The organism is Klebsiella sp. BIGb0132 (genome assembly GCF_024810075.1).
Classification (GTDB): Bacteria; Pseudomonadota; Gammaproteobacteria; order Enterobacterales; family Enterobacteriaceae; genus Klebsiella; species Klebsiella terrigena.
The window spans coordinates 1,267,951-1,294,523 of sequence record NZ_JANUDW010000001.1; the positions used below are offsets into that span (position 1 = coordinate 1,267,951).

Here is a 26,573-nt window from a genome sequence, read left to right on the forward strand (position 1 = left end):
TGCGTAAGAGGTTGCATTTTTGCACCACGCTATATCGCCGCAGAATCACTGCCTGCTTATAGTGCATCAGGCAATCAGGGACTCTTCCTGCGAGCTGGCCGCCAGCTCCTCGCCGGCCAGCTGCAGCTGGTACATCTGCCAGTAGCGCCCTTTTTCCGCCAGCAGCTGCTGATGGTTTCCGCGCTCAACCGCCTGGCCGCGATGGAGCACCAGGATCGTATCCGCTTCGACTATCGTCGACAGGCGGTGGGCAATCACAATCAGCGTCGTGTTCTGACGAACCTTTGCCAGCGCCTGCTGGATCGCCTGCTCGGTGCCGGAATCGATATTGGCCGTTGCCTCGTCGAGGATCAGTATCTGCGGCGTATCGACCAGCACCCTGGCCAGCGCCAGCAGCTGCTTCTGGCCCACCGAGAGATTGTTGCCCTGCTCGCCCAGCTGGGTATAAAGCCCGCCCTCCATGCCGCGCGCCAGCTCGGCCAGCTGCACGGCTTCCAGCGCGTCCCAGACCTGCGCCTCGCTGATATCGCGGCCGAGAGTGACGTTGGCGTAGAAGGTATCGGCCAGCACGACCGGATCCTGCTGCACCATGGCGACGCCCTGGCGTAATGCGCTGTGGCTTAAAGAAGAGAGCGGACGGCCGTCAATACGGATCTCGCCTTTGCTCAGCGGGTAGTAGCCCATCATCAGGCTGGCAAGCGTACTTTTGCCGCTGCCGGTGTGGCCCACCAGCGCCACAAAGCTGCGGGACGGAATCTCCAGATTGATATCCTGCAGCACCAGCCGATCGCCGCGGTAGGCAAACGAGAGATCCTCGATCGATACCGCCCCGCTGCGCAGCGGAGCATCGTCCTGACCCCACGCCTGACGCGGTCGATCCATCAGCTCGAAGACCCGCTCGCCGGCCACCACCGCCTGCTGCAGCATCGACTGCTGCGTAGTCAGCTCAATCAGCGGCTCGTTCAGCCGGCCGAGATAGCTGATAAAGGCGTACAGCACCCCGACCTCAATGGTTCCCGAGGCGCTGAAGCCAAAGAGCATCAGCAGCCCGCACAGCACAAGCGTCGAGAAGAGGCTGAGCAGCGGACGCAGCAGGAAGCCGTCGAGACGCAGCGTTTGCATGCGCGCCAGATAGTGGGCATAGCTGGCCTCGCGCATCCGCTCGCCGAACCGCGCCTGCTGGCGGAACTGCTGGATAACCCCCATCCCGTTAATCACTTCATTAAAGCCGTCGTTGATATCCGCCAGCCAGGCGCGCACCCGCCGGACGATAGGCGTGCTGTAGCGCTGATAGATCATCATGACGATCAGCACCGCCGGGAAAATCGCCAGCGCCACCAGCGCCATGCGCCAGTCGAGGCTGAACATCGCCACCAGCATGGCGCCAATCAGCGCCGCGCTGCGCAGCACCGTCGCCACCACGGTGACGTAAAGATCGCGGATCACCTCGGTGTCGTTAGTCACCCGGGAGATAAGCTGCCCGACCGGCTGCGTATCGAATTCGCTCAGCGGCTGGCGCAGCGCGGCATCCATTACGTCGCTACGCAGCTGCTGAACGACGCCGACGGCGGCGCGGTTAAACAGCAGCGACTGGTTGTAGTGCAGCGTCGCCGCGAGGATCTGCAGGCCAAGATAGGCCACCGCGAGGCCGCTAACCAGCTTCAGCGGCAGCGAATTCTTCGCCACCATATTGTCGATGAAGTAGCTGATCAGCAGCGGGCCGCTGACTTCGGCGGCGGCCGCAACCCACATCATTCCGACCGCAATCAGCAGCGGCCTGCGCCACGGCGAGCCGTAGGCCAGCAGGCGTTTTAAGGTTGGCCAGAGTTCGGTAAAACTACGCATCGGCAGCCTCCTCCAGGTCATGAGGGGCATCATCCAGCGCCGCCTCCAGCTGCTGATAGCGGTACATATCGCGATACCAGCCCGGCTGCGCTGCCAGCACGTCATGGCGGCCGCGCTGGGCAATATGGCCATGCTGCATCACCAGAATTTCGCTGGCTTCCGTCAACGCCGATAGCCGATGGGCGCTGATGATTACCGTCCGCCCCTCTCCCCACTGCCGCAGGTTATAGAGTATCTGGTGCTCCGTGCGGCCATCTACCGCCGACAGGGCATCGTCAAGAATCAGGATCTCCGCCTCCAGCAGCAGCGCGCGGGCAATGGAGATGCGCTGTTTCTGTCCACCGGAGAGCATCACGCCGCGTTCGCCCACCTCGGTCTCATAGCCCTGAGGCAGGCGCAGGATATCCTCGTGAACGCTGGCAAGGCGCGCCACCCGCTCAATTTGCTCGGCCGTCGCGTCGGGCCTGCCGAGCGCGATGTTGTTTGCCACGGTGTCGGAAAACAGGAACGGCGTCTGATTGACCACCGCCAGCCGGCCGCGCCAGCTGTCGAGCTGCAGCCGGGTTAAGGGAATATCATGAAAACGAATATCTCCCTGGGTGACGTCGAAGTGGCGCTGTATCAGCGCCAGAATCGTGCTTTTCCCCGCGCCAGTTGGCCCGCAGATGCCGAGCATTTGCCCCGGCTGCAGCACAAAATTGACCTTCTCCAGCGACGCTTTGCTGGCCTGAGGATAGATAAACTCGCGCACGGCGACGCTAAGCGTTCCGCGCCCTTCCGGCGCCGATTCGCTACCGTCTTTGACCGCCGGCGCCTCTTCCAGCATGGTGCGAATTCGGCTGTAGGCCGCGCTGCCGCGCTCGACGATATTAAACATCCACGCCAGCGCCAGCATCGGCCAAATCATCAGCCCCAGATACATCACAAAGCTGGTGAGCTGGCCCAGGGTCATGCTGCCCTGCAGCACCATCCAGCTTCCGCCGCCGATCGCCAGCAGATTGGCGGTGCCGATAGCGATGTAAATCGTCGGGTCAAAGCGCGCATCGATGCGCGCCACGCGCATGTTTTTCTTACCGGTATCCTGCGCATCGGCCGCGAACTGCGCCGACTGCCGGTCTTCCAGGCCAAAGGCTTTAATCATGCGGATACTGGTCAGGCTTTCCTGGGTTCGGTCGTTGAGGCTTGAGAACGCCGCCTGCGCCACGCGAAAACGCTCGTGTAGCGCATCGCCGTTGCGCTTAATCACCAGCGCCATCACCGGCATCGGCAGCAGCGCCAGCAGCGTGAGCTGCCAGCTGATTTGCGTCGACATGACGATCAGCACCGCGCAGCCCATCACCAGCGAATCCACCAGCGTCAGCACGCCCTCGCCCGCCGCGAAGACCACCCGGTCAACGTCGTTGGTGGCGCGGGCGATCAGGTCGCCGGTGCGGTGGCGCAGGTAGAAGGCCGGATGCTGGCGGCTCAGCTGGCGATAGAAATCTTCCCGCAGCTCGACGGCCAGCTGATAAGAGGCGCCAAACAGCAGCACGCGCCAGACGTAGCGCAGCAGGTAAACCATTATCGCGATAAGTACCAGCACGCCAATCCACATCCACACCTTTTCTGCGGTGTAATGTTCTTTGGTGACGCCATCAACCACAATTCCCACCACCTTAGGCGGGATCAGCTGTAGGACGGCGATAATGGCCAGCAGAGCAATAGCGCCGAGATAACGGCGCCACTCCCGGCGGAAGTACCAGCTAAGTTGAGCAAATAATCGCAAGCAGTTAAATCCTGAGTGTATAAATCGTCGCGGCAAACGCCGTTAATCAATCGGTAAGGCCGTGGTGTATTTTATCTGTTCCATGGCAAAACTCGAAGTCACATCGGAGAGTCCCGGAACGCTGTTCACCAGCCGTTTATAAAAATCGTCGTAGCGCTTCATATCCGCGACCTGGACCCGCAGCAGGTAATCATACTCCCCCGCCATGCGCCAGAAGCCGAGAACTTCCGCCATTTGCGTCACCTCGCTTACGAAGCGGCAGTACCAGTCGCTGCTGTGATGCTGGGTCTTGATCAGCACGAAGGCCGTCAGGCTAAGACCGAGCTTTTCGGCATCCAGCAGCGCGACCCGCTCCCGCAGGATACCCTCATCTTCCAGCCGCTTCAGCCGTTTCCAGCAGGGCGTGGTGGTCAGATTAACGGCATCAGCCAACGCCTGCAAAGAGAGGGTGCAGTCCGTCTGCAGTAAAGAAAGCAGCTTGCGGTCAATTTTATCTAACATAAGTCACCAATAGAGAAAATTTTACTCCTTTTATTGTAATTCAAAGGCTAAATAGCAACAATTTTTCCTTCGACTTCCTTTAAGCTGGGCACAAAATGACAAACAGGAAATGAAGATGAACAGCGCCTGGGTAAAACACGCCATTAGCGAAATCAACGCCGACTATCAGCGCTCCGCCGACACGCACCTTATTCGCCTTGCGCTGCCCGGGTTTCCAGGGATCCAGATCTACCTGAAGGATGAAAGTACCCATCCCACCGGCAGCCTGAAGCACCGCCTGGCGCGCTCGCTCTTCCTTTATGGTCTGTGCAACGGCTGGATTAAAGAAGGGACGACGATTATCGAGTCGTCTTCCGGCTCCACCGCGGTGTCGGAGGCCTACTTCGCGCGCCTGCTGGGCCTGCCGTTTATTGCCGTGATGCCTTCCTGCACGGCGAAGCGCAAAATCGAACAGATCGAGTTTTACGGCGGCCGCTGCCATTTCGTGGACAGCGCCTGCGAAATCTACGCCGCCTCCGAAACCCTGGCTCGCGAACTGAACGGCCATTATATGGACCAGTTTACCTTTGCCGAGCGGGCGACCGACTGGCGAGGAAACAATAATATTGCCGACAGCATCTTCCGTCAGATGACCCATGAGCCGCATCCGCAACCGTCGTATATCGTGATGAGTGCGGGAACCGGCGGGACCTCGGCAACCATCGGCCGCTATATCCGCAGCCAGGGCTACGATACTCAGCTGATGGTGGTTGACCCACAAAACTCGGTGTTTCTCGACTACTGGCAGAGCCGCGACGCCGGCCTGCGCAGTCCGGTCGGCAGCAAAATAGAAGGTATCGGCCGCCCACGCGTCGAGCCGTCATTTATTCCGGATGTGGTTGATGAAATGCTGCGCGTGCCCGATGCCGCCAGCGTCGCAACCGCCCTGTGGCTGGAGACACTGCTGGGTCGTAAGGTCGGCGCTTCGACCGGTACCAATATGTGGGGCGTGCTGGAGCTTGCCGTACGCATGCGTGCCGAAGGGCGGACCGGCTCGATTGTGACCCTGCTCTGCGACAGCGGCGAGCGCTACCTCGAAAGCTATTACAATCCCCAGTGGGTGGCGGCCAATATCGGCGACATCGCGCCGTGGCAGGCGCAAATTGCGGCAAAGACGGCGGCACAATAAAAAAAGCCAGGCTTAATGCATCATCGCGATGCCCGGCCTGGCTTGCTGGAATGGTCTGATTATTCGGGGGAATAAGGAAGATCGGGTGTATCCAGCCAATGCGTTAAAAAGTGGGAAACGGCCTGGTTGCGGCAGTCTCCGATAACCGGTAAATGCGGCAGCTCTGCCTTGAGCTGCGCCATGGCGTTGCCCATAATCACCCCGCGCCCGACGCTGCCCAGCATCTCGCGGTCGTTCATCGCGTCACCAAACGCCATACAATCCTGCAGCGTCAGGCCAAGATGCCGGCTAAGTACCGCCAGAGCCGCGCCTTTATTACAGCCATTCGGCAGTACTTCCAGACAGTCAACGGCCGAGAAGCACATATGCGCGCGCTCGCCCAGGGCTTCAGTAAGCTGAACTTTCAGCCGCTGGAGATCCTGATGATCGCCGCAGAAGCACACTTTGGTGACCTCGTGCGCCGGCATGCGTTTTAAATCACAGATATGGTAGCGGAAGCCGCTAAAGACGTGCGCCTGCAGCAGTTCGGGGATCGCCTGCCCGGTAAACCAACCGCCGTCGTTGAATACGTGCATGCTGGCCGTCGTATCCCAGGCACCGTGCAGTACGAGTTCAGCGACGCCCGGATCGAGATCGCATTGATGCAGCACCTCCCCCTCCAGGGAGTGGATGCGCGTGCCGTTGCCGGTAATCAGGAATGCATCGAGCGCAAACTCGCCGATCACGTGGCGCATTTCCAGGGCATGGCGGCCGGTGGCAAAGGTCAGGGTAATATCGCGCTCACGCAGGCGTTTCAGGGTCGAAAGCGTGCGTTCTCCCAGACGATGGTCCGGCATTAACAGCGTACCGTCCATATCAAATGCAGCGAGTCTGGCCATGTTTTGCTCCCGGAGGTGAGGTGGGTTTTGCTTGTGTTCCAGTATTGCCTGAGATATACGGAAGTAATAGTGAATAGATATTTTTTATTGTTCCGGGTTTATAAGCGGCGCTTGCGCGGACCCCGAAGGGGCGAGACAGAAGGATGGACCGGGTAATCGCAGCCATCTCAGAGACAGCCTTATAAAGTGAGATGTGTATACGCAGCCAACACAAGCAACACAAGCAACACAAGCAACACAAGCAACACAAAGGCAGCCTTGTCGGCGGGGTGAATATACACAAAATCATTCGACCTGCATCAAGGCGGCAAGTGCGCGAATCCCCGGGAGCTTACGCAAGTAAGTGACTGGGGTGAGCAAGCGCGGCCAACGCAAGCAACACAAGCAACACAAGCAACACAAGCAACACAGAGACAGCCTTGCCAGGTGACGTGAATATACACAAAATCATTCGACCTGCATCAAGGCGGCAAGTGCGCGAATCCCCGGGAGCTTACTCCAGTAAGTGACTGGGGTGAGCAAGCGCGGCCAACGCAGAGGCAGGTTGAAGGATGAAGTGTATATGAGATTACTGAACAGGCTGAACCAGTACCAGCGCCTCTGGCTGCCTTCTTCCGGCGCTCCGCAGCAGGTTACCGTGGGCGATCTGGCTGAGCGCTGTTTTTGCAGCGAACGTCATATCCGCACGCTGTTACGCCAGGCGCAGGAGGCCGGCTGGCTGAGCTGGCAGGCCAGTTCCGGTCGCGGCAAGCGCGGCACTCTTCTTTTTCACACTTCGCCTGAGATGCTGCGTAATGAGATGATGGAGCTGGCGCTCAATAGCGGGCAGCAGAAAAACGCGCTCGAGCTGGCCCAGCTGGCGCCGGTCGATCTTAAAGCGCTGCTGTCGCCGTTCCTCGGCGGTCAGTGGCAGAACAATACGCCGACCCTGCGCATCCCCTACTATCGCCCGCTCGAACCGCTGCGGCCCGGCTTTTTACCCGGCCGGGCGGAGCAGCACCTCGCCGGGCAGATCTTTTCCGGCCTGCTGCGTTTTGATGCGCAAAGCACCTGTCCGATGGGGGATCTGGCCCACCACTGGCAGGTCTCGGCAGACGGCTTGCGCTGGCATTTTTACATCCGCTCGACGCTGTTCTGGCACAACGGCGACCCGATAGAGACGCCTCAGCTACGCCAGCGTCTGCTGATGCTGCTCACGATCCCGGCGCTGCGTACGCTCTTCGCCAGCATCAGCCGGATTGATGTTACCCACGCCCAGCGTCTGACCATTACGCTGCATCGTCCGGACTACTGGCTGCCGTTTCGCCTTGCCAGCTACTGCAGCGTCCTCGCGCATCCGGACGATCCGACGATCGGCAGTGGCCCGTTTCGCCTCAAGCTGTTGAGCCCCGAGCTGGTGCGGCTGGAGAATCATCCCCGCTATCATCTGAATCATCCGCTCATCCAGGCCGTCGAATACTGGATAACCCCGCAGCTTTTCGAGCAGGATTTAGGTACCAGCTGCCGTCATCCGGTGCAGATAACGATTGGCGATGCCGACGAGCTGGCCCATCTTCGTCAGGTCAGCAATAGCATTAGCCTGGGCTTTTGCTACCTGACGCTGCGCCAGAGCCCTCGTCTAAGCAAAGCTCAGGCCCAGCGGCTGGTCGCGCTTATTCACCGCTCTTCGCTGCTGGAAACGCTGCCGCTCGACGAAGATCTGATTACTCCCAGCAACGAAGTGCTGCCCGGATGGTCAATTCCGCAGGAGCCTGAAGATCGGCAGGTGCCGCTGCCCGAGCGGCTTACCCTGCTCTACCATCTGCCGGTTGAGCTGCATACCATGGCCGAACAGCTACGGCAGCGGCTAAGCGAGCTCGGCTGTCGCCTGACGCTTATTTTTCACGATGCCAAAAACTGGGACGGCTGCCAGGCACTGGCGCAGGCGGATTTGATTATGGGCGATCGCCTGATCGGCGAGGCGCCGGAATATACCCTTGAGCAGTGGTTACGCTGCGACGCCATGTGGCCAAATTTGCTGACCGGGGCGCAGTATGCTCATCTGCAGGCCACGCTTGATGCGGTCCAAACGCAGCCGGATGAGCGCAGCCGCAACGATGCTTTGCGCAACGTATTCAACAGGTTGATGGACGACGCCATCATGACGCCGCTGTTCAATTATAATTATCGCATTAGCGCCCCGCCGGGGGTTAACGGCCTGCGCCTTAACGCGCGCGGCTGGTTTGATTTCGCCAGCGCCTGGCTGCCAGCCTCATCGCCGTGATGAAGCTGGTCGCCGCGCCCATCAAGCGCTACCATACGGCTTTCATTTTAATAGCCAGGAATGACCATGAAACGCGCCGTAGTTGTCTTCAGCGGAGGACAAGATTCAACGACCTGTCTGGTGCAGGCTCTGAAACAGTATGATGAAGTGCACTGCGTCACTTTTGACTATGGACAGCGCCACCGCGCAGAGATCGACGTCGCTCGCGAGCTGGCGCTAAAGCTGGGCGCCGTGGCCCATAAGGTGCTCGACGTCACCCTACTTAACGAACTTGCGGTGAGCAGCCTGACCCGCGATAGCATTCCGGTTCCGGACTACGAACCGGACGCCAGCGGTATTCCGAATACCTTCGTTCCCGGGCGTAATATCCTCTTTTTAACCCTGACGGCGATCTACGCTTATCAGGTTAAAGCAGAGGCGATCATCACCGGCGTTTGCGAAACCGACTTCTCCGGCTATCCCGACTGCCGGGACGAGTTCGTGAAGGCCCTTAACCATGCCGTTAATCTGGGCATGGCAAAAGATATCCGCTTTGAAACGCCGCTGATGTGGCTCAACAAGGCTGAGACCTGGGCGCTGGCCGACTACTGGGGCCAGCTGGAGCTGATTCGTAGCGAAACCCTGACCTGCTATAACGGCATTAAGGGTGACGGCTGCGGGCAGTGCGCCTCCTGTAACCTGCGTGCCAACGGCCTGAATCAGTACCAGGCCGATAAGGTCGGCATCATGGCCCTGATGAAGCAAAAAACGGGCTTACGCTAAGCATCGCCGGGCGCTTCCCGCGCCCGCGCTTTGCTAAGCGGGGTTAGCGCGCCATAGTATCGGTGGAGCATAGCGGGAGACATGGGCGCTTGCCCTTTCCGCTACAGCTCCATCTGCTCGAGCTTCTCGCGCAGCTCACCGTCCAGCGGCAGCGCCTTCTGAGTTTTCAAATCGATACAGACAAATGTAATCATCGCATCGGCGACCACTTCCCCTTCGGGATTCAGGGTTACCGTCTGGCTTAAGGTGCCGCTTTTGCCGTTCAGCTGCTGCAGGTGGCTGGTGACGGTTAACACGTCGCCAAGGACCGCCGGACGGCGATAGTTAATATTGATGTTCACCACCACGAACGCGATATTGCGGGCGGTCATCCAGTGGAACGCCGCGCTGTTTTCCAGGCCATCCCAGCGCGCCTCCTCGAGGAACTCGAGATAGCGGGCATTATTAACGTGCTGATAAACGTCCAGGTGATAGCCGCGAACTTTAATTTGTGTCTGCATAGCGCAAGTGCCTTTGTCTTATTATCGTTAATGAGGTAAGAGGTCACACCACCTGTGTGACCTCTTTAGTCTGGCAAAGATTTACGCTGCTGCAAACCCCCGGCGCAAAATTACAGGGTGAGGTGCGCCAGGTTGCGCTCTACCAGCGCATGACCCATTCCGGGAACCTGCTTGAGATCGTCGATGGTCTTAAACGGCCCAAACTCTTCGCGATAGCTCACAATTCCCTGCGCTTTCTTCAGGCCTACGCCATTCAGCGCCTCCATCAGGTCCTGCGCGCTGGCGCTATTGATGCTGACCTTCGCCGTCCCCGACTCCCCCACTTTGGCAGAGTCGGGCGCTTTAGCCCGCGCGCTCTCCTTACCTGTCGACAGCGACGACTTGCCCTCGGCAGGTGCCCCCAGCGCCATCGGGCTTCCCGCAGCGCAAAGTAATGCCGCGGCAACTACGATCGCTTTCACTCTTGGTTTCATGCTGTGTTCTCCTTTTTTGTAGACAGCAGAGCCACGATAGCGAGCGGAGGAAAGGAGGACAAAAGGCGAATGCCTGAAATGGAAAAGGCCGCGAAAGCGGCCTTTAGGGATTGCATGACGTTACTTGCTTTTGCGAGTATGCGCGAAATTACTGCTGCTGGTCGATGATATCGCCGAGCTTAATTTTCGCTGATTTACGCAGGCTGCTCATCAGCGCTTCGAAAGCAATCTGCGCATTGTTTTGCGTAATACCCTGCACCATGGCCTGTTTCTGCTCAGCCGGCATGTCGCCTGCTTTAACGGCATCCAGAGCCAGCAGGACCACGTTACCGTTGGCATCGCTGCCCACGCCGTAGCTTGCTTTACCCTGCTGCGGCAGCGGCAGAGCGAATGCGGCCTGGCTCAGCGGATCCTGTCCGGTACGCGCCAGCGTCTGCGCCGCGCCGAAGCTTAAGCCTGCGGCCTTCATCGCGTCATCGCCTTTGCCGTCTTTCAGGGCAGCCAGCAGTTTGTCCGCATCAAGCTTCGCCTGCTGCTCGGCTTTGGTGTGCTTAATGATATCCGTCACCTGCGCTTTGACTTCCGCCAGCGGTTTAACGGCCTGCGCTTTATGTTCGCTAATGCGTACAACAAAGGCGCGATCGCCATCAACGGTGATGATATCGGAGTTGCTGCCCGGTGCGCCGTTTTCGCCCACCAGACCACCGTTAAAGATAGCGTCGGAGACCGGCTTAAAGTTCAGCTCCTCCGGCAGGTTGTCGTGTCCGAACCAGCCGGTTTCAACAACCTTAACGTCTGCGACCTGCGCTGCGCCGGCCAGAGATTCGTTATCGTTGCTGGCGGCATCACTCACCTTCTGCTGCAGCGCGTAGTACGCATCGAGGGCTTTTTCCTGCTTCACCTTCGCGGCGATATCCGCGCGCACGTCGGCCAGCGGTTTCACCTGCGCAGGCTGAACGTCAACCAGGCGTACGACGAGGAAACCGACGGAAGATTTGATCACCCCGGAGAGCTGGCCTTTTTCTTTCAGCCCGGCCTCTTTCAACTCGGGAACCGTTGCCGCATCTTCCAGCCAGCCCATGTCGCCGCCGTTGCGGGCAGAGATAATGTCGGTAGATTTTTCTTTCGCCAGCGTCGCGAAATCGGCGCCTTTTTTCAGTTCGTCGAGCACGGCCTGCGCGTCAGCTTCGGTCCTGGTCTGAATCACGCTGTAGCGGTTACGCTGCGGCTGAGTGAACTGATCCTGATGCTGGTCATACCAGGACTGAATTTCCGCGTCAGAAGCGTTCTCCTGCATGCTCGCTGCATCCATTTTGATGTAGCTCACGCGGAACTGCTCCGGCGCCATGAAGCGCGCCTGGTTCTGCTGATAGTAGGCCTCAACTTCCGCGTCGGTCACCGTCTGCTTCGCCGCCAGCGCGTTGACGTCGATCGTTGCTTCACGCACCACCCGCTGCTGAGAAACCAGCGCCGCCAGCTGGTCGGATTCACCCGGCAGCATGAAGTCGGTGCCGGCAACGGCGTTAATCAGCTGCTGAGTCGTCAGCTGGTTGCGCAATGCCTGAGCGTACTGGTCGGTGGTCATACCCATCTGATTAACGATGCCGCCAAAACGTTCGTTATCAAATTTACCGTTAGACTGGAAGGCCTGGGTCTGGAAGATGGCCTGCTTCACCTGGGCATCGCTGACGCTGAGGCCGAGTTCACGCGCGTACTGGTCAAGCAGCGATTCGTCGATCAGGCGGTTCAGCACCTGCTGGCGCATGGTTTTCATGTAGTTTTCGTTGGCTGCCAGTTCAGAGAACTGGTCGCCGAGCTGCTGCTGCATGCGATTACGTTCGCTGGCAACGGCATTTTCAAACTGTGAGCGACCAATTTCCTGGTCATTAACTTTCGCGGCATAATTGCTGCTGCCGCCAATCAGGTAACCACTCACCCCGGTCAAAATGAACGAGACAATGATGATACCGAAAATAATCTTGAGCACGACGCTGTTGGCGGCCGTGCGTAGGTTGTCCATCATGGTGTAACAACGCTCCGCTGTAGATGACTTTAGCTCGCGCAGCATAGCACGTGATGGCCGCCGCGCGTGAGGACCTATTTTGACAACAAAATGGGGTGATTGTCAGCCCACAAGTGTCCGCAAACACACATAAAGTCGCTTTCTGGACAAATAAAAAAGGCACATCTCTCGATGCGCCCTTGTACTTCGTCAAATTCCCTGACGGGAAGCCGATCAGTTGACCGCGTCTTTCAGCGCTTTACCAGCACGGAAACCCGGAACTTTAGCAGCGGCAATAGTAATTTCTTTACCTGTTTGCGGGTTGCGACCGGTACGGGCAGCACGCTCTTTAACAGCAAAAGTACCAAAACCTACCAGCGCAACGTCATCCCCAGCCTGCAGAGATTCAGTAACAGAAGCAATTAAAGCATCTAACGCACGTCCGGCTGCAGCTTTAGAAATGTCCGCACCCGCAGCAATTTTGTCAATCAGTTGAGATTTGTTCACTGTTCTCTTCCTCTCTTTATAATTTATATCGCACCAGAATCCTTCGTGGTGCGACCGCGCAGCAGTTATATCAGGACTGTCATGCCCTTACAACAGAGTTGTAGATGACCCCCTGCCAGCGATCTAAGTTAGCTACACAAAAAAAGGCTGGCAAGCACGAATTTACTTACCAGCCCTACTTTTCTTAGCGCAATTTGCGCGAAATCACTATTTCGCCGTGACGACCTGCATGCCGAACGGCTCATTCTGCAGCGCAAGTGCCAGAACTTCTTCGATTCGTTTCACCGGATGGATATCCAAATCGGCGATAACGTTATCTGGAATTTCTTCAAGGTCACGCTTGTTTTCATCAGGAATCAGAACAGTCTTAATGCCGCCGCGGTGCGCCGCCAGCAGTTTTTCCTTCAGACCACCGATTGGCAGCACCTGGCCGCGCAGGGTAATTTCCCCGGTCATAGCGACATCGGCGCGTACCGGATTGCCCGTCAGACAGGATACCAGCGCGGTACACATCGCAATACCGGCGCTTGGGCCATCTTTCGGCGTTGCCCCTTCCGGTACGTGGACGTGGATATCACGTTTTTCGTAGAAATCTGAGTTAATACCCAGCTTATCCGCACGAGAGCGCACCACGGTCAGCGCAGCCTGAATGGACTCCTGCATCACTTCACCGAGCGAACCGGTGTAGGTGAGCTTGCCTTTACCCGGAACGCAGGCGGTTTCGATGGTCAGCAGATCGCCGCCCACTTCCGTCCACGCCAGGCCGGTCACCTGACCTACGCGGTTTTCGCTATCCGCACGACCGTAGTCAAAGCGCTGAACGCCGAGGAAGTCGTGCAGGTTATCGCCGTTGATAGTGATGTGCTTGAGTGATTTATCCAGCAGCAGCTGTTTAACCGCCTTACGGCACAGTTTGGAGATTTCACGCTCCAGGCCACGCACGCCCGCTTCACGGGTGTAATAGCGAATAATGCCAACGATCGCGCTGTCTTCAACGGTCAACTCGCCTTTTTTCAGCGCGTTACGCTCGATTTGCTTCGACAGTAGATGCTGTTTAGCGATGTTCAGCTTTTCATCTTCGGTATAGCCGGAGAGACGAATCACTTCCATACGGTCCAGCAACGGCGCCGGGATATTCATGGAGTTAGAGGTCGCCACAAACATCACGTCGCTCAGATCGTAGTCCACTTCCAGATAGTGATCGTTAAAGGTCACGTTCTGTTCAGGATCCAGCACTTCCAGCAGAGCTGACGCCGGATCGCCGCGCATGTCGGAGGACATTTTGTCGATCTCATCGAGCAGGAACAGCGGGTTTTTAACCCCCACTTTCGCCATTTTCTGGATCAGTTTACCCGGCATTGAGCCGATGTAGGTCCGGCGGTGACCGCGGATTTCCGCTTCATCACGCACGCCGCCCAGCGCCATCCGCACGTATTTACGTCCGGTAGCTTTGGCGATGGATTGACCCAGAGAGGTTTTACCCACCCCCGGCGGCCCAACCAGGCACAGGATCGGCCCTTTGAGCTTGTTCACGCGGCTCTGCACTGCGAGGTACTCAAGGATGCGATCCTTCACGCGTTCCAGACCGTAGTGGTCGGTATCGAGGATCTCCTGAGCCTGGCGCAGATCTTTTTTGACCTTGCTGCGGGCGCTCCACGGTACCTGCACCATCCAGTCGATGTAGCCGCGCACGACGGTGGCTTCCGCCGACATCGGCGACATCATCTTCAGCTTTTGCAGTTCCGCTTCGGTTTTTTCTTTCGCCTCTTTCGGCATTTTCGCCGCGTCGATTTTACGCTTCAACGCTTCGTTTTCATCCGGGGCGTCGTCCATCTCGCCGAGCTCTTTCTGGATGGCCTTCATCTGCTCATTCAGATAGTACTCACGCTGGGACTTTTCCATCTGCTTTTTAACGCGGTTGCGAATGCGCTTCTCAACCTGCAGCAGATCGATTTCTGACTCCATCATCGCCATCAGATACTCCAGACGTTCGTTAACGTCTGACATCTCCAGCACGGACTGTTTGTCCGCCAGCTTCAGCGGCATGTGCGCCGCGATGGTGTCCGCCAGACGCGCGGGATCGTCGATGCTATTCAGCGACGTCAGCACTTCTGGTGGGATTTTTTTGTTCAGCTTGATGTAGCCTTCAAACTGACCGATAGCCGTGCGAACCAGGACTTCCTGCTCGCGCTCTTCAATAGCAGGCGATTCGAGGTACTCCGCTTTCGCTGAAAAATGCTCGCCGTCGTCGGATAACGCGGAAATACGCGCCCGCTGCAGGCCTTCAACCAGCACTTTTACCGTGCCATCAGGCAGCTTCAGCATCTGTAAAATTGACGCCACGGTCCCGACGGTGAAAAGATCATTTACACCCGGCTCATCCGTTGAAGCTTCTTTCTGCGCAACCAGCATGATTTTTTTATCATGGTCCATAGCCGCTTCAAGACAACGGATAGATTTTTCCCGCCCTACAAACAGGGGTATGACCATGTGCGGATAAACCACCACATCGCGCAATGGCAATACGGGGATTTCAATGCGTTCAGAACGCTCAGGATTCATAGAGCTCTCTCTTAGTTTAAAGTCCGCCAGGTAGCCGGCGGCACGACTCTTGATCGCGTCGCCGTTAATATGTAATCCAGTATATGGGGATGTAATCCACACATTCAACGGCAGGAATGCAGGAAAAACAAAAGGGGAGATAAAATCCCCCCTTTTTGGTTAACTGCTTGAGCGAGTTGGCTAATTATTCACCAGACGCCTGCTGCGCTTCCGGTTTCCCGTAAATCAGCAGCGGCTTGCTTTGTCCGTCGATAACCGAGGCGTCGATAACCACTTTTTCGACGTCTTCCATCGAAGGAAGATCGTACATGGTATCGAGCAGCGCCGCTTCTACGATAGAACGCAGGCCGCGGGCGCCGGTTTTACGCGCCATCGCTTTTTTGGCGATAGCGTCCAGCGCTTCATCACGGAACTCCAGCTCAGCACCTTCCAGATTGAACAGCGCCTGATACTGCTTGGTCAGGGCGTTTTTCGGCTCTTTCAGGATTTGAATCAGCGCGTCTTCGCTCAGCTCGTTGAGGGTCGCCACCACCGGCAGACGGCCGATAAACTCGGGGATCAGACCAAACTTGATCAGATCTTCCGGCTCAACCTGAGAGAGCAGCTCGCCTTCGCTGGCCTTGTCGGATTTCGCTTTTACCGTCGCGCCGAAACCAATTCCGGAACCGGTCTCTACGCGATGAGAAATCACTTTATCCAGGCCGGCAAACGCACCGCCGCAGATAAACAGAATCTTGGAGGTATCAACCTGCAAGAACTCCTGCTGCGGATGCTTGCGCCCGCCCTGAGGCGGAACGGCGGCGATGGTGCCTTCGATGAGCTTCAGCAGCGCCTGCTGCACGCCTTCACCAGAAACATCACGGGTAATCGACGGGTTATCCGATTTACGGGAAATTTTGTCGATTTCATCGATATAAACGATGCCGCGCTGCGCTTTCTGCACGTCGTAGTCGCATTTCTGCAGCAGTTTCTGAATGATGTTCTCGACGTCCTCACCCACATAACCGGCTTCGGTCAGGGTGGTGGCGTCAGCCATGGTGAACGGTACATCCAGCAGGCGAGCCAGCGTTTCCGCCAGCAGAGTCTTACCGGAGCCCGTCGGCCCAATCAGCAGAATGTTGCTTTTACCCAGCTCTACGCCGTTGCTGGTATCGCCATTGCGCAGGCGCTTGTAGTGGTTGTATACCGCAACTGCCAGCACTTTTTTCGCCGGTTCCTGGCCGATAACGTAATCGTCAAGATGGTGGCGAATCTCGTGCGGAGTCGGCAGTGCACTGCGCTCGCGATGCGGCGCCACTTCTTTAATCTCTTCGCGAATGATGTCGTTACATAAATCAACGCATTCGTCGCAGATATACACGGATGGCCCGGCGATCAGCTTACGCACTTCATGCTGGCTTTTGCCGCAAAAAGAGCAATACAACAATTTGCCCGATCCATCTTTGCGTTTATCTGTCATGAGTCCAAACCTCTTATTAAGTTCTTTGTGCCGCACACGACGACGCAAATGCCATTCTCAGGCGCAAGCCGCTGGTAAGCGTTGTGCCGCCCTACTTCAGACAAGTATAGCGGCACCCTTGCGCCAGGGGCATCAATTACGATGGGTCAAAATGGAATCGACCAGGCCGTATTCCACCGCTTCTGATGCAGACAGGAAGCGGTCACGCTCGGTGTCGCGCTCAATCTGCTCAAGGGATTGACCCGTATGGTGTGCCATCAGTTCATTCATGCGCCCCTTCACTTTCAGGATTTCACGGGCGTGAATTTCGATATCCGTTGCCTGACCCTGATAGCCGCCCAGCGGCTGGTGGATCATCACGCGGGAATTCGGCAGGCAGAAACGCTTGCCTTTCGCCCCTGCGGTCAGCAGGAACGCGCCCATGGACGCCGCCTGGCCCATACAAATGGTGCTCACGTCAGGCTTGATGAACTGCATGGTGTCATAAATTGACATCCCGGCGGTAATCACCCCGCCCGGAGAGTTAATGTACAGGTAAATGTCTTTTTCCGGGTTTTCTGCTTCCAGAAAAAGCATCTGCGCCACGATCAGGTTCGCCATGTGGTCTTCCACCTGGCCGGTCAGAAAAATGACGCGCTCCTTGAGCAGACGGGAATAGATATCAAAAGAACGTTCACCGCGCGAGGTCTGTTCGATGACCATCGGCACCAGGGCCATATGGGGTGCAAAGTTATCTCGTTCGCCACTGTATGACATTTCCGTCTCCTGGATTAATTTTGAATAAACCTGCTGCACTGATTGTAACCTTATGGACGGATTATCAGCCAGAGTCTTCTGCCCGTCATCATTCGAATTACCGCTGCTTAAGCTGAATTCCTGCGTCCTCAATGATGGCGGCCAGACACGCTTCGTCATTATGCATGATTTCACGCGTGCAGTTACGTTCCCCGGTAATGGGGGCGTTGTCGCCATAATTCAAGCATAACAATCTTTTGTCGTAACGCTATCACTGAAATCGGCTTTTCGCACTCGTCCTAACGCCATCATTGTTCTAAAAAAAAACCCGCAGCCTCTCGGCAACGGGTTTTGCTCGAACCTTAAACCGCCGGGCGAAATTACGCCTGCTGGTTCATCAGCTCGCTGAAGGAGGTCGCTTTCTCGGAAACTTTAGCTTTCGCCAGTACCGCTTCAACAGCCTGCTCTTCGAGAGCTACGTTACGCATGTTGTCCATCAGTTCGTTGTTTTTGCTGTAGAACTCAACAACTTCAGTCGGATCTTCGTAAGCAGAAGCCATCTCTTCGATCAGGCCTTTCACGCGGTCTTCGTCCGCTTTCAGCTCGTTGGTACGAATCACTTCGCCCAGCAGCAGGCCAACAACAACGCGGCGTTTAGCCTGCTCTTCGAACAGCTCACGCGGCAGTTCCAGAGCCTGGTTTTCGTTACCACCAAAGCGCTGAGCAGCCTGACGACGCAGAACGTCGATTTCGCTGTCGATCAGTGCCGCAGGAACGTCGATTTCGTTAGCCTTCACCAGACCTTCGATAGCCTGAGTCTTCACGCGGTTACGCACGGCGCCTTTCAGCTCGCGATCCATGTTTTTACGCACTTCAGCGCGCAGACCTTCTACGGAACCATCTTCAACGCCGAAACGTTTGATGAATTCTGCAGTCAGTTCCGGCAGCTCACGCTCTTCAACTTTCTTCAGGTTAATAACGAACTTAGCCGCTTTACCTTTCAGAGTTTCTGCGTGGTACTCTTCCGGGAAGGTCACTTCGATAGTGAACTCTTCGCCAGCTTTGTGGCCTTTGATACCGTCTTCAAAGCCCGGGATCATACGACCCTGGCCCATCGCCAGTACGAAGTCAGACGCTTTGCCGCCTTCGAACTCTTCGCCGTCAACAGAACCGCTGAAGTCGATGGTTACGCGGTCTTCTGCATCAACAGCGCCGTCTTTGTCTTTCCAGTTCGCCTGCTGCTTACGCAGGGTGTCCAGCATGGTGTCGACGTCAGCTTCGGTCACTTCAACAACCGGTTTTTCAACTTCGATCGCGTCCAGACCCTGCAGCTCAACTTCCGGATAAACTTCGAATTCTACCGCGTAGGTGAAGTCTTCACCCAGCTTGTATTCGCCCGGAACATAGTTCGGTGCGCCAGCCGGATTGATTTTCTCTTTGATGATGGCGTCAACGAAGTGACGGCTCATCAGGTCACCCAGCACGTCCTGGCGAACGGATGCGCCATAACGCTGAGCGACAACATTCATCGGCACTTTACCCTTGCGGAAGCCGTCAATGCGAACTTTTTTCGCTACGTTGACCAGCTCGCTTTTGACAGCATTCTCGATGCTGTCAGCAGCGATAGTAATCGTTACACGGCGCCCAAGGCCCTGAGTGGTTTCAACTGAAACTTGCATCTTGTTACCTCAAAAAAATCACAGTGCTCGGTCAACTCTGGAAGCGCGTGTAGGTTGCTTCGCAGAACCGGGATGCCCTCTTCACTTCAGAAACACATTCCCTGTCGTCAGAATCATCCCGAAGACATTCATATAAGACGCGGCATTATAGCGGCATCACTTTTGTGAGTCGAGAACGGTTGTCGCCCACTGCTGCGGCATTTTTCACATTTCTCGTGCAAATTTACCTGTAAAAGTGTCCATAGCGCACATTTTCCAGGCAAAATAAAACGGCCCGTAGGCCGTTTTCTGGTAAATCTTCACGCAACATACTGGAAAAGCTCCGGCGGTTGCAAATAGGATTTCTACGCGATGCTTCCGGCCCCGCGACAGGCAGGGGAGGCAAAGACGGTGTCCTGGAGTCCTTCCCACTCTTTAATCGTATAGGTATGCAGCGCCAGCGCGTGCACGGGGCCAGACAGCTCCTCGGTCAACGTACCGTAAATCATACGGTGACGGCTGAGAAAACGCTCGCCGGTGAAACGATCGCTCACCAGCACCACTTTAAAATGACTTTCGGAGCCCGCGGGAACATTGTGGCGATAACTTTCATCCACGACTTCGAGATACACGGGGTCGAACGCTGCCCTAAGTTTTGCTTCGATCTGTTCACGTATCATCATGAATTTTCTCCTCCGACAACGCTGAGATGCCGCCATTCCTTTTAAATGTTAGCCGCTTTTACCGTTTCCATTACCGGAAAACAACAAAAAATTAGCATTTCTCTGATATTTTCATTCAAAAGTATCAAGTTTACTGACTCTGCCTGGCGTAATGTCCGTGCGGATTGCCATAAAAATGGGAAGACGGCCAGAAAACGCACAGCGCGATGAATTTACATACGTTGCCACTTCCCCTCGCCGTTGGCGATGTTATGATGACGGCAATTTTCCTCATAACAACACCATGCCTTGAGACCCCTGAACATGTTTAAGAAAATTCTTTTCCCGCTGGTCGCAATGTTTATGCTGGCAGGATGTGCCACACCGCCGACCACTATTGATGTCTCGCCGAAAATGTCCCTGCCTCAGCAGGACCCAAGCCTGATGGGCGTTACCGTCAGCATTAACGGCGCCGATCAGCGTCCGGACCAGGCCCTGGCCAAAGTGACCCGCGATAATCAGCAGGTCACCCTGACCGCCTCCCGCGATCTCCGCTTCCTGCTGCAGGAAGTGCTGGAGAAACAGATGACCGCCCGCGGCTATATGATTGGGCCGAACGGCGCCGTCGATCTGCAAATCATCGTGAATAAACTGTACGCCGACGTTTCCCAGGGCAACGTGCGTTACAACATCGCCACCAAGGCGGATATCGCCATCATCGCCACCGCGGCGAACGGCACGAAGATGACCAAAAACTACCGCGCCAGCTATTCCGTGGAAGGCGCATTCCAGGCTACCAATAAGAATATTGCCAATGCGGTGAACAGCGTTCTGACCGACACTATCGCCGACATGGCGCAGGACACCAGCATCCACGACTTCATCAAGCAAAACGCGCGTTAATAAAACCACGAACCCGGCCAGCGGTCGGGTTCGTGCTACAGGCCCATGTCCAGTCACTATTTACGTATTTTTCAGCAGCCTAAATCAGCTATTTTGCTGATCCTTGGCTTTGCTTCCGGTTTGCCTCTCGCCCTCACCTCCGGCACGCTGCAGGCGTGGATGACCGTCGAGAATATCGATCTGAAAACCATCGGTTTCTTTTCGCTTGTCGGCCAGGCCTACGTCTTCAAGTTCCTGTGGTCACCGGTGATGGACCGCTACACGCCGCCGTTTCTCGGCAGGCGCCGCGGCTGGCTGCTGCTGACGCAGTTTCTGCTGCTTATCGCCATCGCGGCCATGGGCTTCCTTGAACCCTCGACGCAGCTGCGCTGGATGGCGGCGCTGGCGGTGGTTATTGCCTTCTGTTCTGCATCGCAGGATATCGTCTTCGACGCGTGGAAAACCGACATTCTGGCCGCCGAGGAGCGCGGAGCCGGCGCCGCGGTTAGCGTGCTGGGCTACCGCCTGGGCATGCTGGTTTCCGGCGGACTGGCGCTGTGGCTGGCCGACCGCTGGCTCGGCTGGCAGGGCATGTACTGGCTGATGGCCGCGCTGCTGGTTCCGTGCATTATCGCCACCCTGCTGGCGCCGGAACCCAGCGACGCGATCCCGGTACCGAAAAGCCTTGAGCAGGCCGTCGCGGAACCGCTTCGCGATTTCTTCGGCCGCAACAACGCCTGGCTGATCCTGCTGTTAATCGTCCTTTATAAGCTCGGCGACGCTTTCGCGATGAGCCTGACGACCACTTTTCTGATCCGCGGCGTCGGTTTTGACGCCGGTGAGGTGGGAATGGTGAATAAAACGCTGGGGCTGTTTGCCACGATCGTCGGCGCCCTGTATGGCGGCATATTGATGCAGCGCCTGACCCTGTTTCGCGCCCTGCTGATTTTCGGCCTGCTGCAGGGGGTCTCCAACGCCGGCTACTGGCTGCTGTCAATTACCGATAAGCATATCTACTCGATGGCCACGGCGGTATTTTTTGAAAACCTGTGCGGCGGGATGGGGACCGCGGCGTTTGTCGCGCTATTAATGACGCTGTGCAATAAATCGTTCTCCGCCACCCAGTTTGCGCTGCTGTCGGCGCTCTCTGCCGTCGGGCGCGTGTACGTCGGGCCGATTGCCGGCTGGTTTGTTGAAGCCCACGGCTGGCCGACGTTTTATCTCTTCTCGGTCGTGGCGGCCGTTCCCGGCATCGTGCTGCTGCTTATTTGTCGGCGTACCCTGGAACATACCCAGCGCACGGAGACGTTTATGCCGCGCACGCACTATCGGCAGGCCTATTCCCTGGCCCTGATAGTGTTGACTATCGGCTGCGCCATGCTGGCGGTCTGGCTGCTGCTGCTGGTGCTGAACGCCCTCAATTACACCGCGTTCTCCTTCTTAACCGGCCTGCTGGAGATTGCGGCGCTGACCGCCATTGGCGGCATTTTGCTCGGCAGCCTGCTGGACTATCTGGCCCTGCGCAAAACAGAGCTGGCTTAGGGTTGACGCGTTCTGCGGGGCCCAGCGCGCCTGGGCCCGCGTCTGTCGACGGCGGGAATAAGCCGTTTTAATCACTAAACGTAATTATAACGGCTTATTAACGATTTTATATTTTCCTTTTTTCATTTGTTGTTTTGTGCGCTTTACATTTTGGGAAATTATTGACAACTTTTATTCAATTCATTAAATAATTTAAACGATTCAGCAAAGGCCGTTTATTTCCTCTCGCCGTCGATGTCTTTTATTTGATAATTAAATGTTAATTAGTTGTGCTATTTTCTCGATGGTTATACTCATTACCCCATAAGCAACTTCATTCTTATCCCTTTCGTTATAGATCCAGCGCAAATCAGGCTTTGCAAGCGACAGCGTCACACTCGGTTACATATGTGACAAAGCAAGCAGAACCCACTAACACGGAACTGACACAGCTCCAATCATGTTTACAGTAATGCAACCTTCCCGTAAAATGCCCGCACACTTTAAGCGCCACCAGATTCCGTGGAATTGAGGTCGTTCAATGAGACTTAGGAAATACAATAAAAGTTTGGGATGGATGTCATTAATCGCAGGTACTGTATTACTCAGTGGTTGTGATTCTGCGCTCCTTGACCCAAAAGGACAGATTGGACTGGAGCAACGTTCTTTGATACTGACGGCCTTTGGCCTGATGATGATTGTCGTTATTCCCGCCGTCTTAATGGCAGTAGGATTTGCCTGGAAGTATCGCGCGAGCAATAAAGATGCGAAGTATAGCCCGAACTGGTCACACTCCAACAAAGTTGAAGCTGTGGTCTGGACGGTTCCTATCCTGATCATCCTGTTCCTGGCCGTTCTGACCTGGAAAACCACTCACGCATTAGAGCCAAGCAAACCGCTAGCTCACGAAGAGAATCCGATCGTCATCGAAGTTGTTTCGATGGACTGGAAATGGTTCTTTATTTATCCGGAACAGGGTATTGCTACCGTCAACGAAATCGCCTTCCCGGCGAACGTACCGGTACACTTCAAAGTGACCTCTAACTCCGTGATGAACTCGTTCTTTATCCCACGTTTAGGCAGCCAGATTTACGCAATGGCCGGGATGCAGACTCAGCTGCACCTCATCGCGAACGAAACTGGTACTTATGACGGTATCTCCGCAAGCTATAGCGGCCCGGGCTTCTCAGGAATGAAGTTCAAAGCTCTCGCCACGCCGGATCGTGCATCTTTCGATCAGTGGGTAGCGAAAGTAAAACAGTCTTCGAACACCATGGACTCCATGGCTGCCTTCGAAAAAGTGGCTGCGCCTAGCGAATACAACAAAGTGGAATACTTCTCTAACGTGAAGCCAGATTTGTTTAAAGACGTTATCGGCAAATTCATGTCTCACGGCAAGAGCATGGACATGTCCCAACCTGAAGGCGAGCACGCAGCGCACGAAGGAATGGAAGGCATGGACATGAGCCACGCGGAAACCGCTCACTAAGGGACCGAGGAAGAAAACGATGTTCGGAAAACTAACACTGGATGCAGTGCCCTATCACGAACCTATTATCGTGATTACGGTAGCTGCAATCATCATCGGGGGACTGGCGCTTCTGGCGGCAATCACTTACTTCGGTAAGTGGTCCTACCTGTGGAAAGAGTGGCTGACTTCGGTTGACCACAAACGACTCGGTATCATGTACGTCATCGTAGCAATCGTTATGCTGCTGCGTGGCTTTGCTGACGCCGTCATGATGCGTAGCCAGCAGGTGCTGGCCTCGGCCGGGGATGCGGGCTTCCTGCCTCCTCACCACTACGATCAGATCTTTACCGCCCACGGCGTTATCATGATCTTCTTCGTAGCGATGCCGTTTGTTATCGGTCTGATGAACCTCGTTGTTCCGCTGCAGCTCGGCGCGCGCGACGTGGCGTTCCCGTTCCTTAACAACCTGAGCTTCTGGTTCACCGTTGTTGGCGTTATTCTGGTTAACCTCTCTCTGGGCGTCGGTGAGTTCGCGCAGACCGGTTGGCTGGCCTACCCGCCGCTATCGGGAATCGAGTACAGCCCGGGCGTTGGGGTCGATTACTGGATCTGGGCTCTCCAGCTGTCCGGTATCGGGACCACCTTAACCGGTATTAACTTCTTTGTGACCATTATCAAGATGCGTGCCCCTGGCATGACGATGTTCAAGATGCCCGTGTTCGCCTGGGCTTCTCTGTGCGCCAACATCCTGATTATTGCTTCCTTCCCAATTCTGACCGTCACCGTCGCGCTGCTGACCCTGGACCGCTACCTGGGCACCCATTTCTTTACCAACGATATGGGTGGCAACATGATGATGTACATCAACCTGATTTGGGCCTGGGGTCACCCGGAAGTGTACATTCTGGTTCTGCCGGTATTCGGCGTGTTCTCCGAAATCGCGGCAACCTTCTCGCGTAAGCGTCTGTTCGGCTATACCTCGCTGGTATGGGCAACCATTTGTATTACCGTTCTGTCGTTCATCGTTTGGCTGCACCACTTCTTCACCATGGGTGCCGGTGCGAACGTCAACGCCTTCTTCGGTATTACAACCATGATTATCGCCATCCCGACCGGGGTGAAGATCTTCAACTGGCTGTTCACTATGTACCAGGGACGTATCGTCCTGAACTCTGCCATGCTGTGGACTATCGGCTTCATCGTCACCTTCTCCGTAGGCGGCATGACCGGTGTACTGCTGGCGGTTCCGGGCGCGGACTTCGTTCTGCACAACAGCCTGTTCCTGATTGCCCACTTCCATAACGTTATTATCGGTGGCGTGGTCTTCGGCTGCTTCGCAGGTCTGACCTACTGGTGGCCAAAAGCCTTCGGCTTCACGCTGAACGAAACCTGGGGCGTACGCGCGTTCTGGTTCTGGATCATCGGCTTCTTCGTAGCGTTTATGCCGCTGTACGTGCTGGGCTTCATGGGGATGACCCGTCGTCTGAGCCAGCAAATCGATCCGCAGTTCCACCCGATGCTGGTTGTTGCAGCATGCGGCGCGGCGCTGATCGCTTGCGGTATCCTCTGCCAGCTGATTCAGTTCTACGTCTCCATCCGCGATCGTGAGCAAAACCGCGACCTGACCGGTGACCCGTGGGGCGGCCGTACTCTGGAGTGGGCAACCTCTTCACCTCCGCCGTTCTATAACTTTGCTATCGTTCCGAACGTCCACGAGCGCGATGCGTTCTGGGAAATGAAAGAAAAAGGCGAAGCGTACAAGAAACCTGCAGGCTATGAAGAGATTCATATGCCGAAAAACAGCGGCGCCGGCATCGTTATTGCTGCCTTCGCAACGGTGTTTGGTTTCGCGATGATCTGGCATATCTGGTGGATGGCGATTGTTGGCTTTGTCGGCATCGTTGTCACCTGGATTATTAAGAGCTTTGACGAAGACGTGGATTACTACGTGCCTGTTGCAGAAGTCGAAAAACTGGAAGGTCAGCATTTCGATGAAATTAACAAAGCGGGGCTGAAAAATGGCAACTGATACTCTTGCGCATAACGCCCACGGACACGACCACGGGCATCACGATACAGGGCCGATGAAGGTATTCGGCTTCTGGATCTACCTGATGAGCGACTGCATTATCTTCGCCACCCTGTTCGCTACCTATGCCGTTCTGGTGAACGGCACGGCGGGCGGCCCGACCGGTAAAGATATTTTCGAACTGCCGTTCGTTCTGGTTGAAACTGCTCTGCTGCTGTTCAGCTCCATCACCTACGGCATGGCGGCTATCGCCATGTACAAAAACAACAAGAGCCAGGTCGTTTCCTGGCTGGCGCTGACCTTCCTCTTCGGGGCAGGGTTCATCGCGATGGAAATCTATGAATTCCATCACCTGATTGTTGAAGGTATGGGTCCGGATCGCAGCGGCTTCCTGTCAGCGTTCTTCGCGCTGGTCGGCACGCACGGTCTGCACGTCACCTCCGGTCTGATCTGGATGGCGGTGCTGATGTTCCAGGTGTCGCGTCGCGGCCTGACACCAACTAACCGTACCCGTATCATGTGCCTGAGCCTGTTCTGGCACTTCCTGGACGTGGTGTGGATCTGCGTGTTCTCTGTTGTTTACCTGATGGGGGCAATGTAATGAGTCATTCTACCGATCATAACGGCGCTTCTCACGGCAGCGTTAAGAGCTACATGACAGGGTTTATCCTGTCGATCATTCTGACGGTCATTCCGTTTGCTATGGTTATGAGTGGCTCCGCATCGCATGCGGCTATTCTGGGAACTATCCTGGTCACTGCTGTTGTGCAGATCGTGGTACACCTGGTGTACTTCCTGCACATGAACAGCAAATCTGACGAAGGTTGGAACCTGACCGCGTTTATCTTCACCGTAATCATCATTGCTATCGTTGTTATCGGCTCCATCTGGATTATGTGGAACCTGAACTACAACATGATGATGCACTAA

General features: G+C 56.0%; 22 protein-coding genes. 9 read left to right on the top strand and 13 right to left on the bottom strand.

Annotated elements, in window-relative coordinates; all coding sequences use genetic code 11:
- Window positions 1-66 precede the first annotated feature (66 nt).
- Genes M2416_RS05855 through M2416_RS05865 form a run of 3 tightly spaced genes read right to left on the bottom strand, consistent with a single transcriptional unit; the run spans window position 67 to window position 4,111 of the window.
- The gene (locus M2416_RS05855; RefSeq protein WP_123706778.1) at window positions 67-1,845 is read right to left on the bottom strand and encodes a SmdB family multidrug efflux ABC transporter permease/ATP-binding protein; all 1,779 of its coding nucleotides are present in this window, start codon (window positions 1,843-1,845) and stop codon (window positions 67-69) included.
- Window positions 1,838-3,610, bottom strand: a complete 1,773-nt coding sequence (locus M2416_RS05860) for a SmdA family multidrug ABC transporter permease/ATP-binding protein (RefSeq protein ID WP_076944677.1) — start codon at window positions 3,608-3,610, stop codon at window positions 1,838-1,840. The genes M2416_RS05855 and M2416_RS05860 overlap by 8 nt, the downstream gene beginning before the upstream one ends.
- 42 nt (window positions 3,611-3,652) lie before the next feature.
- Window positions 3,653-4,111 carry an Lrp/AsnC family transcriptional regulator gene (locus tag M2416_RS05865; RefSeq protein ID WP_041144328.1) on the bottom strand — a complete coding sequence of 153 codons (459 nt, stop codon included), beginning with the start codon at window positions 4,109-4,111 and terminating at the stop codon, window positions 3,653-3,655.
- Window positions 4,112-4,226: 115 nt separating this feature from the next.
- Here M2416_RS05865 and M2416_RS05870 point away from each other — a divergent pair, with 115 nt between their 5' ends.
- On the top strand, window positions 4,227-5,279 hold the full coding sequence (locus M2416_RS05870; protein WP_045854225.1) for a PLP-dependent cysteine synthase family protein: 1,053 nt from the start codon (window positions 4,227-4,229) through the stop codon (window positions 5,277-5,279).
- Between the two features lie 59 nt (window positions 5,280-5,338).
- On the opposite strand, the gene cof is transcribed toward M2416_RS05870, so the two are convergent.
- Window positions 5,339-6,157, bottom strand: a complete 819-nt coding sequence (gene cof, locus M2416_RS05875) for an HMP-PP phosphatase (protein WP_259222637.1) — start codon at window positions 6,155-6,157, stop codon at window positions 5,339-5,341.
- A gap of 562 nt (window positions 6,158-6,719) precedes the next feature.
- Between cof and M2416_RS05880 the strand changes: the two genes are divergently transcribed.
- Both M2416_RS05880 and queC read left to right on the top strand, forming a co-directional pair.
- Entirely contained in the window at window positions 6,720-8,420 is a 1,701-nt protein-coding gene (locus M2416_RS05880) for an SgrR family transcriptional regulator (protein WP_259222638.1), read from the top strand.
- A gap of 66 nt (window positions 8,421-8,486) precedes the next feature.
- The gene (queC, locus tag M2416_RS05885) at window positions 8,487-9,182 is read left to right on the top strand and encodes a 7-cyano-7-deazaguanine synthase QueC (RefSeq protein ID WP_041144324.1); all 696 of its coding nucleotides are present in this window, start codon (window positions 8,487-8,489) and stop codon (window positions 9,180-9,182) included.
- 101 nt (window positions 9,183-9,283) lie between these two features.
- Here the strand turns inward: queC and M2416_RS05890 are convergent, their stop codons facing one another.
- From M2416_RS05890 to bolA, 9 genes are all read right to left on the bottom strand, one after another.
- Window positions 9,284-9,682 carry a YbgC/FadM family acyl-CoA thioesterase gene (locus tag M2416_RS05890; RefSeq protein WP_041144323.1) on the bottom strand — a complete coding sequence of 133 codons (399 nt, stop codon included), beginning with the start codon at window positions 9,680-9,682 and terminating at the stop codon, window positions 9,284-9,286.
- A 110-nt stretch (window positions 9,683-9,792) separates the two neighbouring features.
- On the bottom strand, window positions 9,793-10,155 hold the full coding sequence (locus M2416_RS05895) for a ComEA family DNA-binding protein (RefSeq protein ID WP_259222641.1): 363 nt from the start codon (window positions 10,153-10,155) through the stop codon (window positions 9,793-9,795).
- A 148-nt stretch (window positions 10,156-10,303) separates the two neighbouring features.
- Entirely contained in the window at window positions 10,304-12,178 is a 1,875-nt protein-coding gene (gene ppiD, locus M2416_RS05900; protein ID WP_076944673.1) for a peptidylprolyl isomerase, read from the bottom strand.
- A 213-nt stretch (window positions 12,179-12,391) separates the two neighbouring features.
- Window positions 12,392-12,664, bottom strand: coding sequence for a nucleoid-associated protein HU-beta (gene hupB / locus M2416_RS05905; protein WP_002444653.1), 273 nt, complete (start codon window positions 12,662-12,664; stop codon window positions 12,392-12,394).
- A gap of 207 nt (window positions 12,665-12,871) precedes the next feature.
- Window positions 12,872-15,226: an endopeptidase La gene (lon, locus tag M2416_RS05910; protein ID WP_076944672.1), complete on the bottom strand. Its 2,355-nt coding sequence runs from the start codon at window positions 15,224-15,226 to the stop codon at window positions 12,872-12,874.
- Between the two features lie 184 nt (window positions 15,227-15,410).
- On the bottom strand, window positions 15,411-16,685 hold the full coding sequence (clpX, locus tag M2416_RS05915) for an ATP-dependent protease ATP-binding subunit ClpX (RefSeq protein ID WP_041144319.1): 1,275 nt from the start codon (window positions 16,683-16,685) through the stop codon (window positions 15,411-15,413).
- 132 nt (window positions 16,686-16,817) lie between these two features.
- Window positions 16,818-17,441 (bottom strand): ATP-dependent Clp endopeptidase proteolytic subunit ClpP, encoded by a 624-nt coding sequence (gene clpP / locus M2416_RS05920; protein ID WP_003021624.1) that lies wholly within the window; start codon window positions 17,439-17,441, stop codon window positions 16,818-16,820.
- 359 nt (window positions 17,442-17,800) lie between these two features.
- Entirely contained in the window at window positions 17,801-19,099 is a 1,299-nt protein-coding gene (gene tig / locus M2416_RS05925; RefSeq protein ID WP_041144318.1) for a trigger factor, read from the bottom strand.
- Between the two features lie 344 nt (window positions 19,100-19,443).
- Window positions 19,444-19,761 (bottom strand): transcriptional regulator BolA, encoded by a 318-nt coding sequence (bolA, locus tag M2416_RS05930; protein ID WP_041144317.1) that lies wholly within the window; start codon window positions 19,759-19,761, stop codon window positions 19,444-19,446.
- 303 nt (window positions 19,762-20,064) lie between these two features.
- On the opposite strand from bolA, the gene M2416_RS05935 reads away from it, so the two are divergent.
- From M2416_RS05935 to M2416_RS05960, 6 genes are all read left to right on the top strand, one after another.
- Complete coding sequence (locus M2416_RS05935; protein ID WP_123706769.1) at window positions 20,065-20,643, top strand: lipoprotein; 579 nt, start codon at window positions 20,065-20,067, stop codon at window positions 20,641-20,643.
- Window positions 20,644-20,688: 45 nt separating this feature from the next.
- Complete coding sequence (gene ampG / locus M2416_RS05940) at window positions 20,689-22,164, top strand: muropeptide MFS transporter AmpG (RefSeq protein WP_259222645.1); 1,476 nt, start codon at window positions 20,689-20,691, stop codon at window positions 22,162-22,164.
- A 520-nt stretch (window positions 22,165-22,684) separates the two neighbouring features.
- Window positions 22,685-23,632, top strand: coding sequence for a cytochrome o ubiquinol oxidase subunit II (gene cyoA / locus M2416_RS05945; protein WP_041144314.1), 948 nt, complete (start codon window positions 22,685-22,687; stop codon window positions 23,630-23,632).
- Between the two features lie 19 nt (window positions 23,633-23,651).
- Complete coding sequence (cyoB, locus tag M2416_RS05950) at window positions 23,652-25,643, top strand: cytochrome o ubiquinol oxidase subunit I (RefSeq protein WP_041144313.1); 1,992 nt, start codon at window positions 23,652-23,654, stop codon at window positions 25,641-25,643.
- Window positions 25,633-26,244: a cytochrome o ubiquinol oxidase subunit III gene (locus M2416_RS05955; protein ID WP_076944669.1), complete on the top strand. Its 612-nt coding sequence runs from the start codon at window positions 25,633-25,635 to the stop codon at window positions 26,242-26,244. Before cyoB ends, M2416_RS05955 begins: the two co-directional genes overlap by 11 nt.
- Entirely contained in the window at window positions 26,244-26,573 is a 330-nt protein-coding gene (locus M2416_RS05960; protein WP_041144311.1) for a cytochrome o ubiquinol oxidase subunit IV, read from the top strand. The genes M2416_RS05955 and M2416_RS05960 overlap by 1 nt, the downstream gene beginning before the upstream one ends.

What these genes read in the sequence shown, in the direction of transcription:
- clpP (WP_003021624.1), bottom strand. Translation starts at nt 17,441, where the DNA reads ATGTCATACAGTGGCGAACGAGATAACTTTGCACCCCATATGGCCCTG.
- M2416_RS05955 (WP_076944669.1), top strand. Translation starts at nt 25,633, where the DNA reads ATGGCAACTGATACTCTTGCGCATAACGCCCACGGACACGACCACGGG.
- cyoB (WP_041144313.1), top strand. Translation starts at nt 23,652, where the DNA reads ATGTTCGGAAAACTAACACTGGATGCAGTGCCCTATCACGAACCTATT.
- M2416_RS05890 (WP_041144323.1), bottom strand. Translation starts at nt 9,682, where the DNA reads ATGCAGACACAAATTAAAGTTCGCGGCTATCACCTGGACGTTTATCAG.
- bolA (WP_041144317.1), bottom strand. Translation starts at nt 19,761, where the DNA reads ATGATGATACGTGAACAGATCGAAGCAAAACTTAGGGCAGCGTTCGAC.
- M2416_RS05960 (WP_041144311.1), top strand. Translation starts at nt 26,244, where the DNA reads ATGAGTCATTCTACCGATCATAACGGCGCTTCTCACGGCAGCGTTAAG.
- M2416_RS05865 (WP_041144328.1), bottom strand. Translation starts at nt 4,111, where the DNA reads ATGTTAGATAAAATTGACCGCAAGCTGCTTTCTTTACTGCAGACGGAC.
- M2416_RS05895 (WP_259222641.1), bottom strand. Translation starts at nt 10,155, where the DNA reads ATGAAACCAAGAGTGAAAGCGATCGTAGTTGCCGCGGCATTACTTTGC.
- M2416_RS05870 (WP_045854225.1), top strand. Translation starts at nt 4,227, where the DNA reads ATGAACAGCGCCTGGGTAAAACACGCCATTAGCGAAATCAACGCCGAC.
- cof (WP_259222637.1), bottom strand. Translation starts at nt 6,157, where the DNA reads ATGGCCAGACTCGCTGCATTTGATATGGACGGTACGCTGTTAATGCCG.
- ppiD (WP_076944673.1), bottom strand. Translation starts at nt 12,178, where the DNA reads ATGATGGACAACCTACGCACGGCCGCCAACAGCGTCGTGCTCAAGATT.
- ampG (WP_259222645.1), top strand. Translation starts at nt 20,689, where the DNA reads ATGTCCAGTCACTATTTACGTATTTTTCAGCAGCCTAAATCAGCTATT.
- M2416_RS05855 (WP_123706778.1), bottom strand. Translation starts at nt 1,845, where the DNA reads ATGCGTAGTTTTACCGAACTCTGGCCAACCTTAAAACGCCTGCTGGCC.
- queC (WP_041144324.1), top strand. Translation starts at nt 8,487, where the DNA reads ATGAAACGCGCCGTAGTTGTCTTCAGCGGAGGACAAGATTCAACGACC.
- lon (WP_076944672.1), bottom strand. Translation starts at nt 15,226, where the DNA reads ATGAATCCTGAGCGTTCTGAACGCATTGAAATCCCCGTATTGCCATTG.
- clpX (WP_041144319.1), bottom strand. Translation starts at nt 16,685, where the DNA reads ATGACAGATAAACGCAAAGATGGATCGGGCAAATTGTTGTATTGCTCT.
- M2416_RS05880 (WP_259222638.1), top strand. Translation starts at nt 6,720, where the DNA reads ATGAGATTACTGAACAGGCTGAACCAGTACCAGCGCCTCTGGCTGCCT.
- tig (WP_041144318.1), bottom strand. Translation starts at nt 19,099, where the DNA reads ATGCAAGTTTCAGTTGAAACCACTCAGGGCCTTGGGCGCCGTGTAACG.
- M2416_RS05935 (WP_123706769.1), top strand. Translation starts at nt 20,065, where the DNA reads ATGTTTAAGAAAATTCTTTTCCCGCTGGTCGCAATGTTTATGCTGGCA.
- cyoA (WP_041144314.1), top strand. Translation starts at nt 22,685, where the DNA reads ATGAGACTTAGGAAATACAATAAAAGTTTGGGATGGATGTCATTAATC.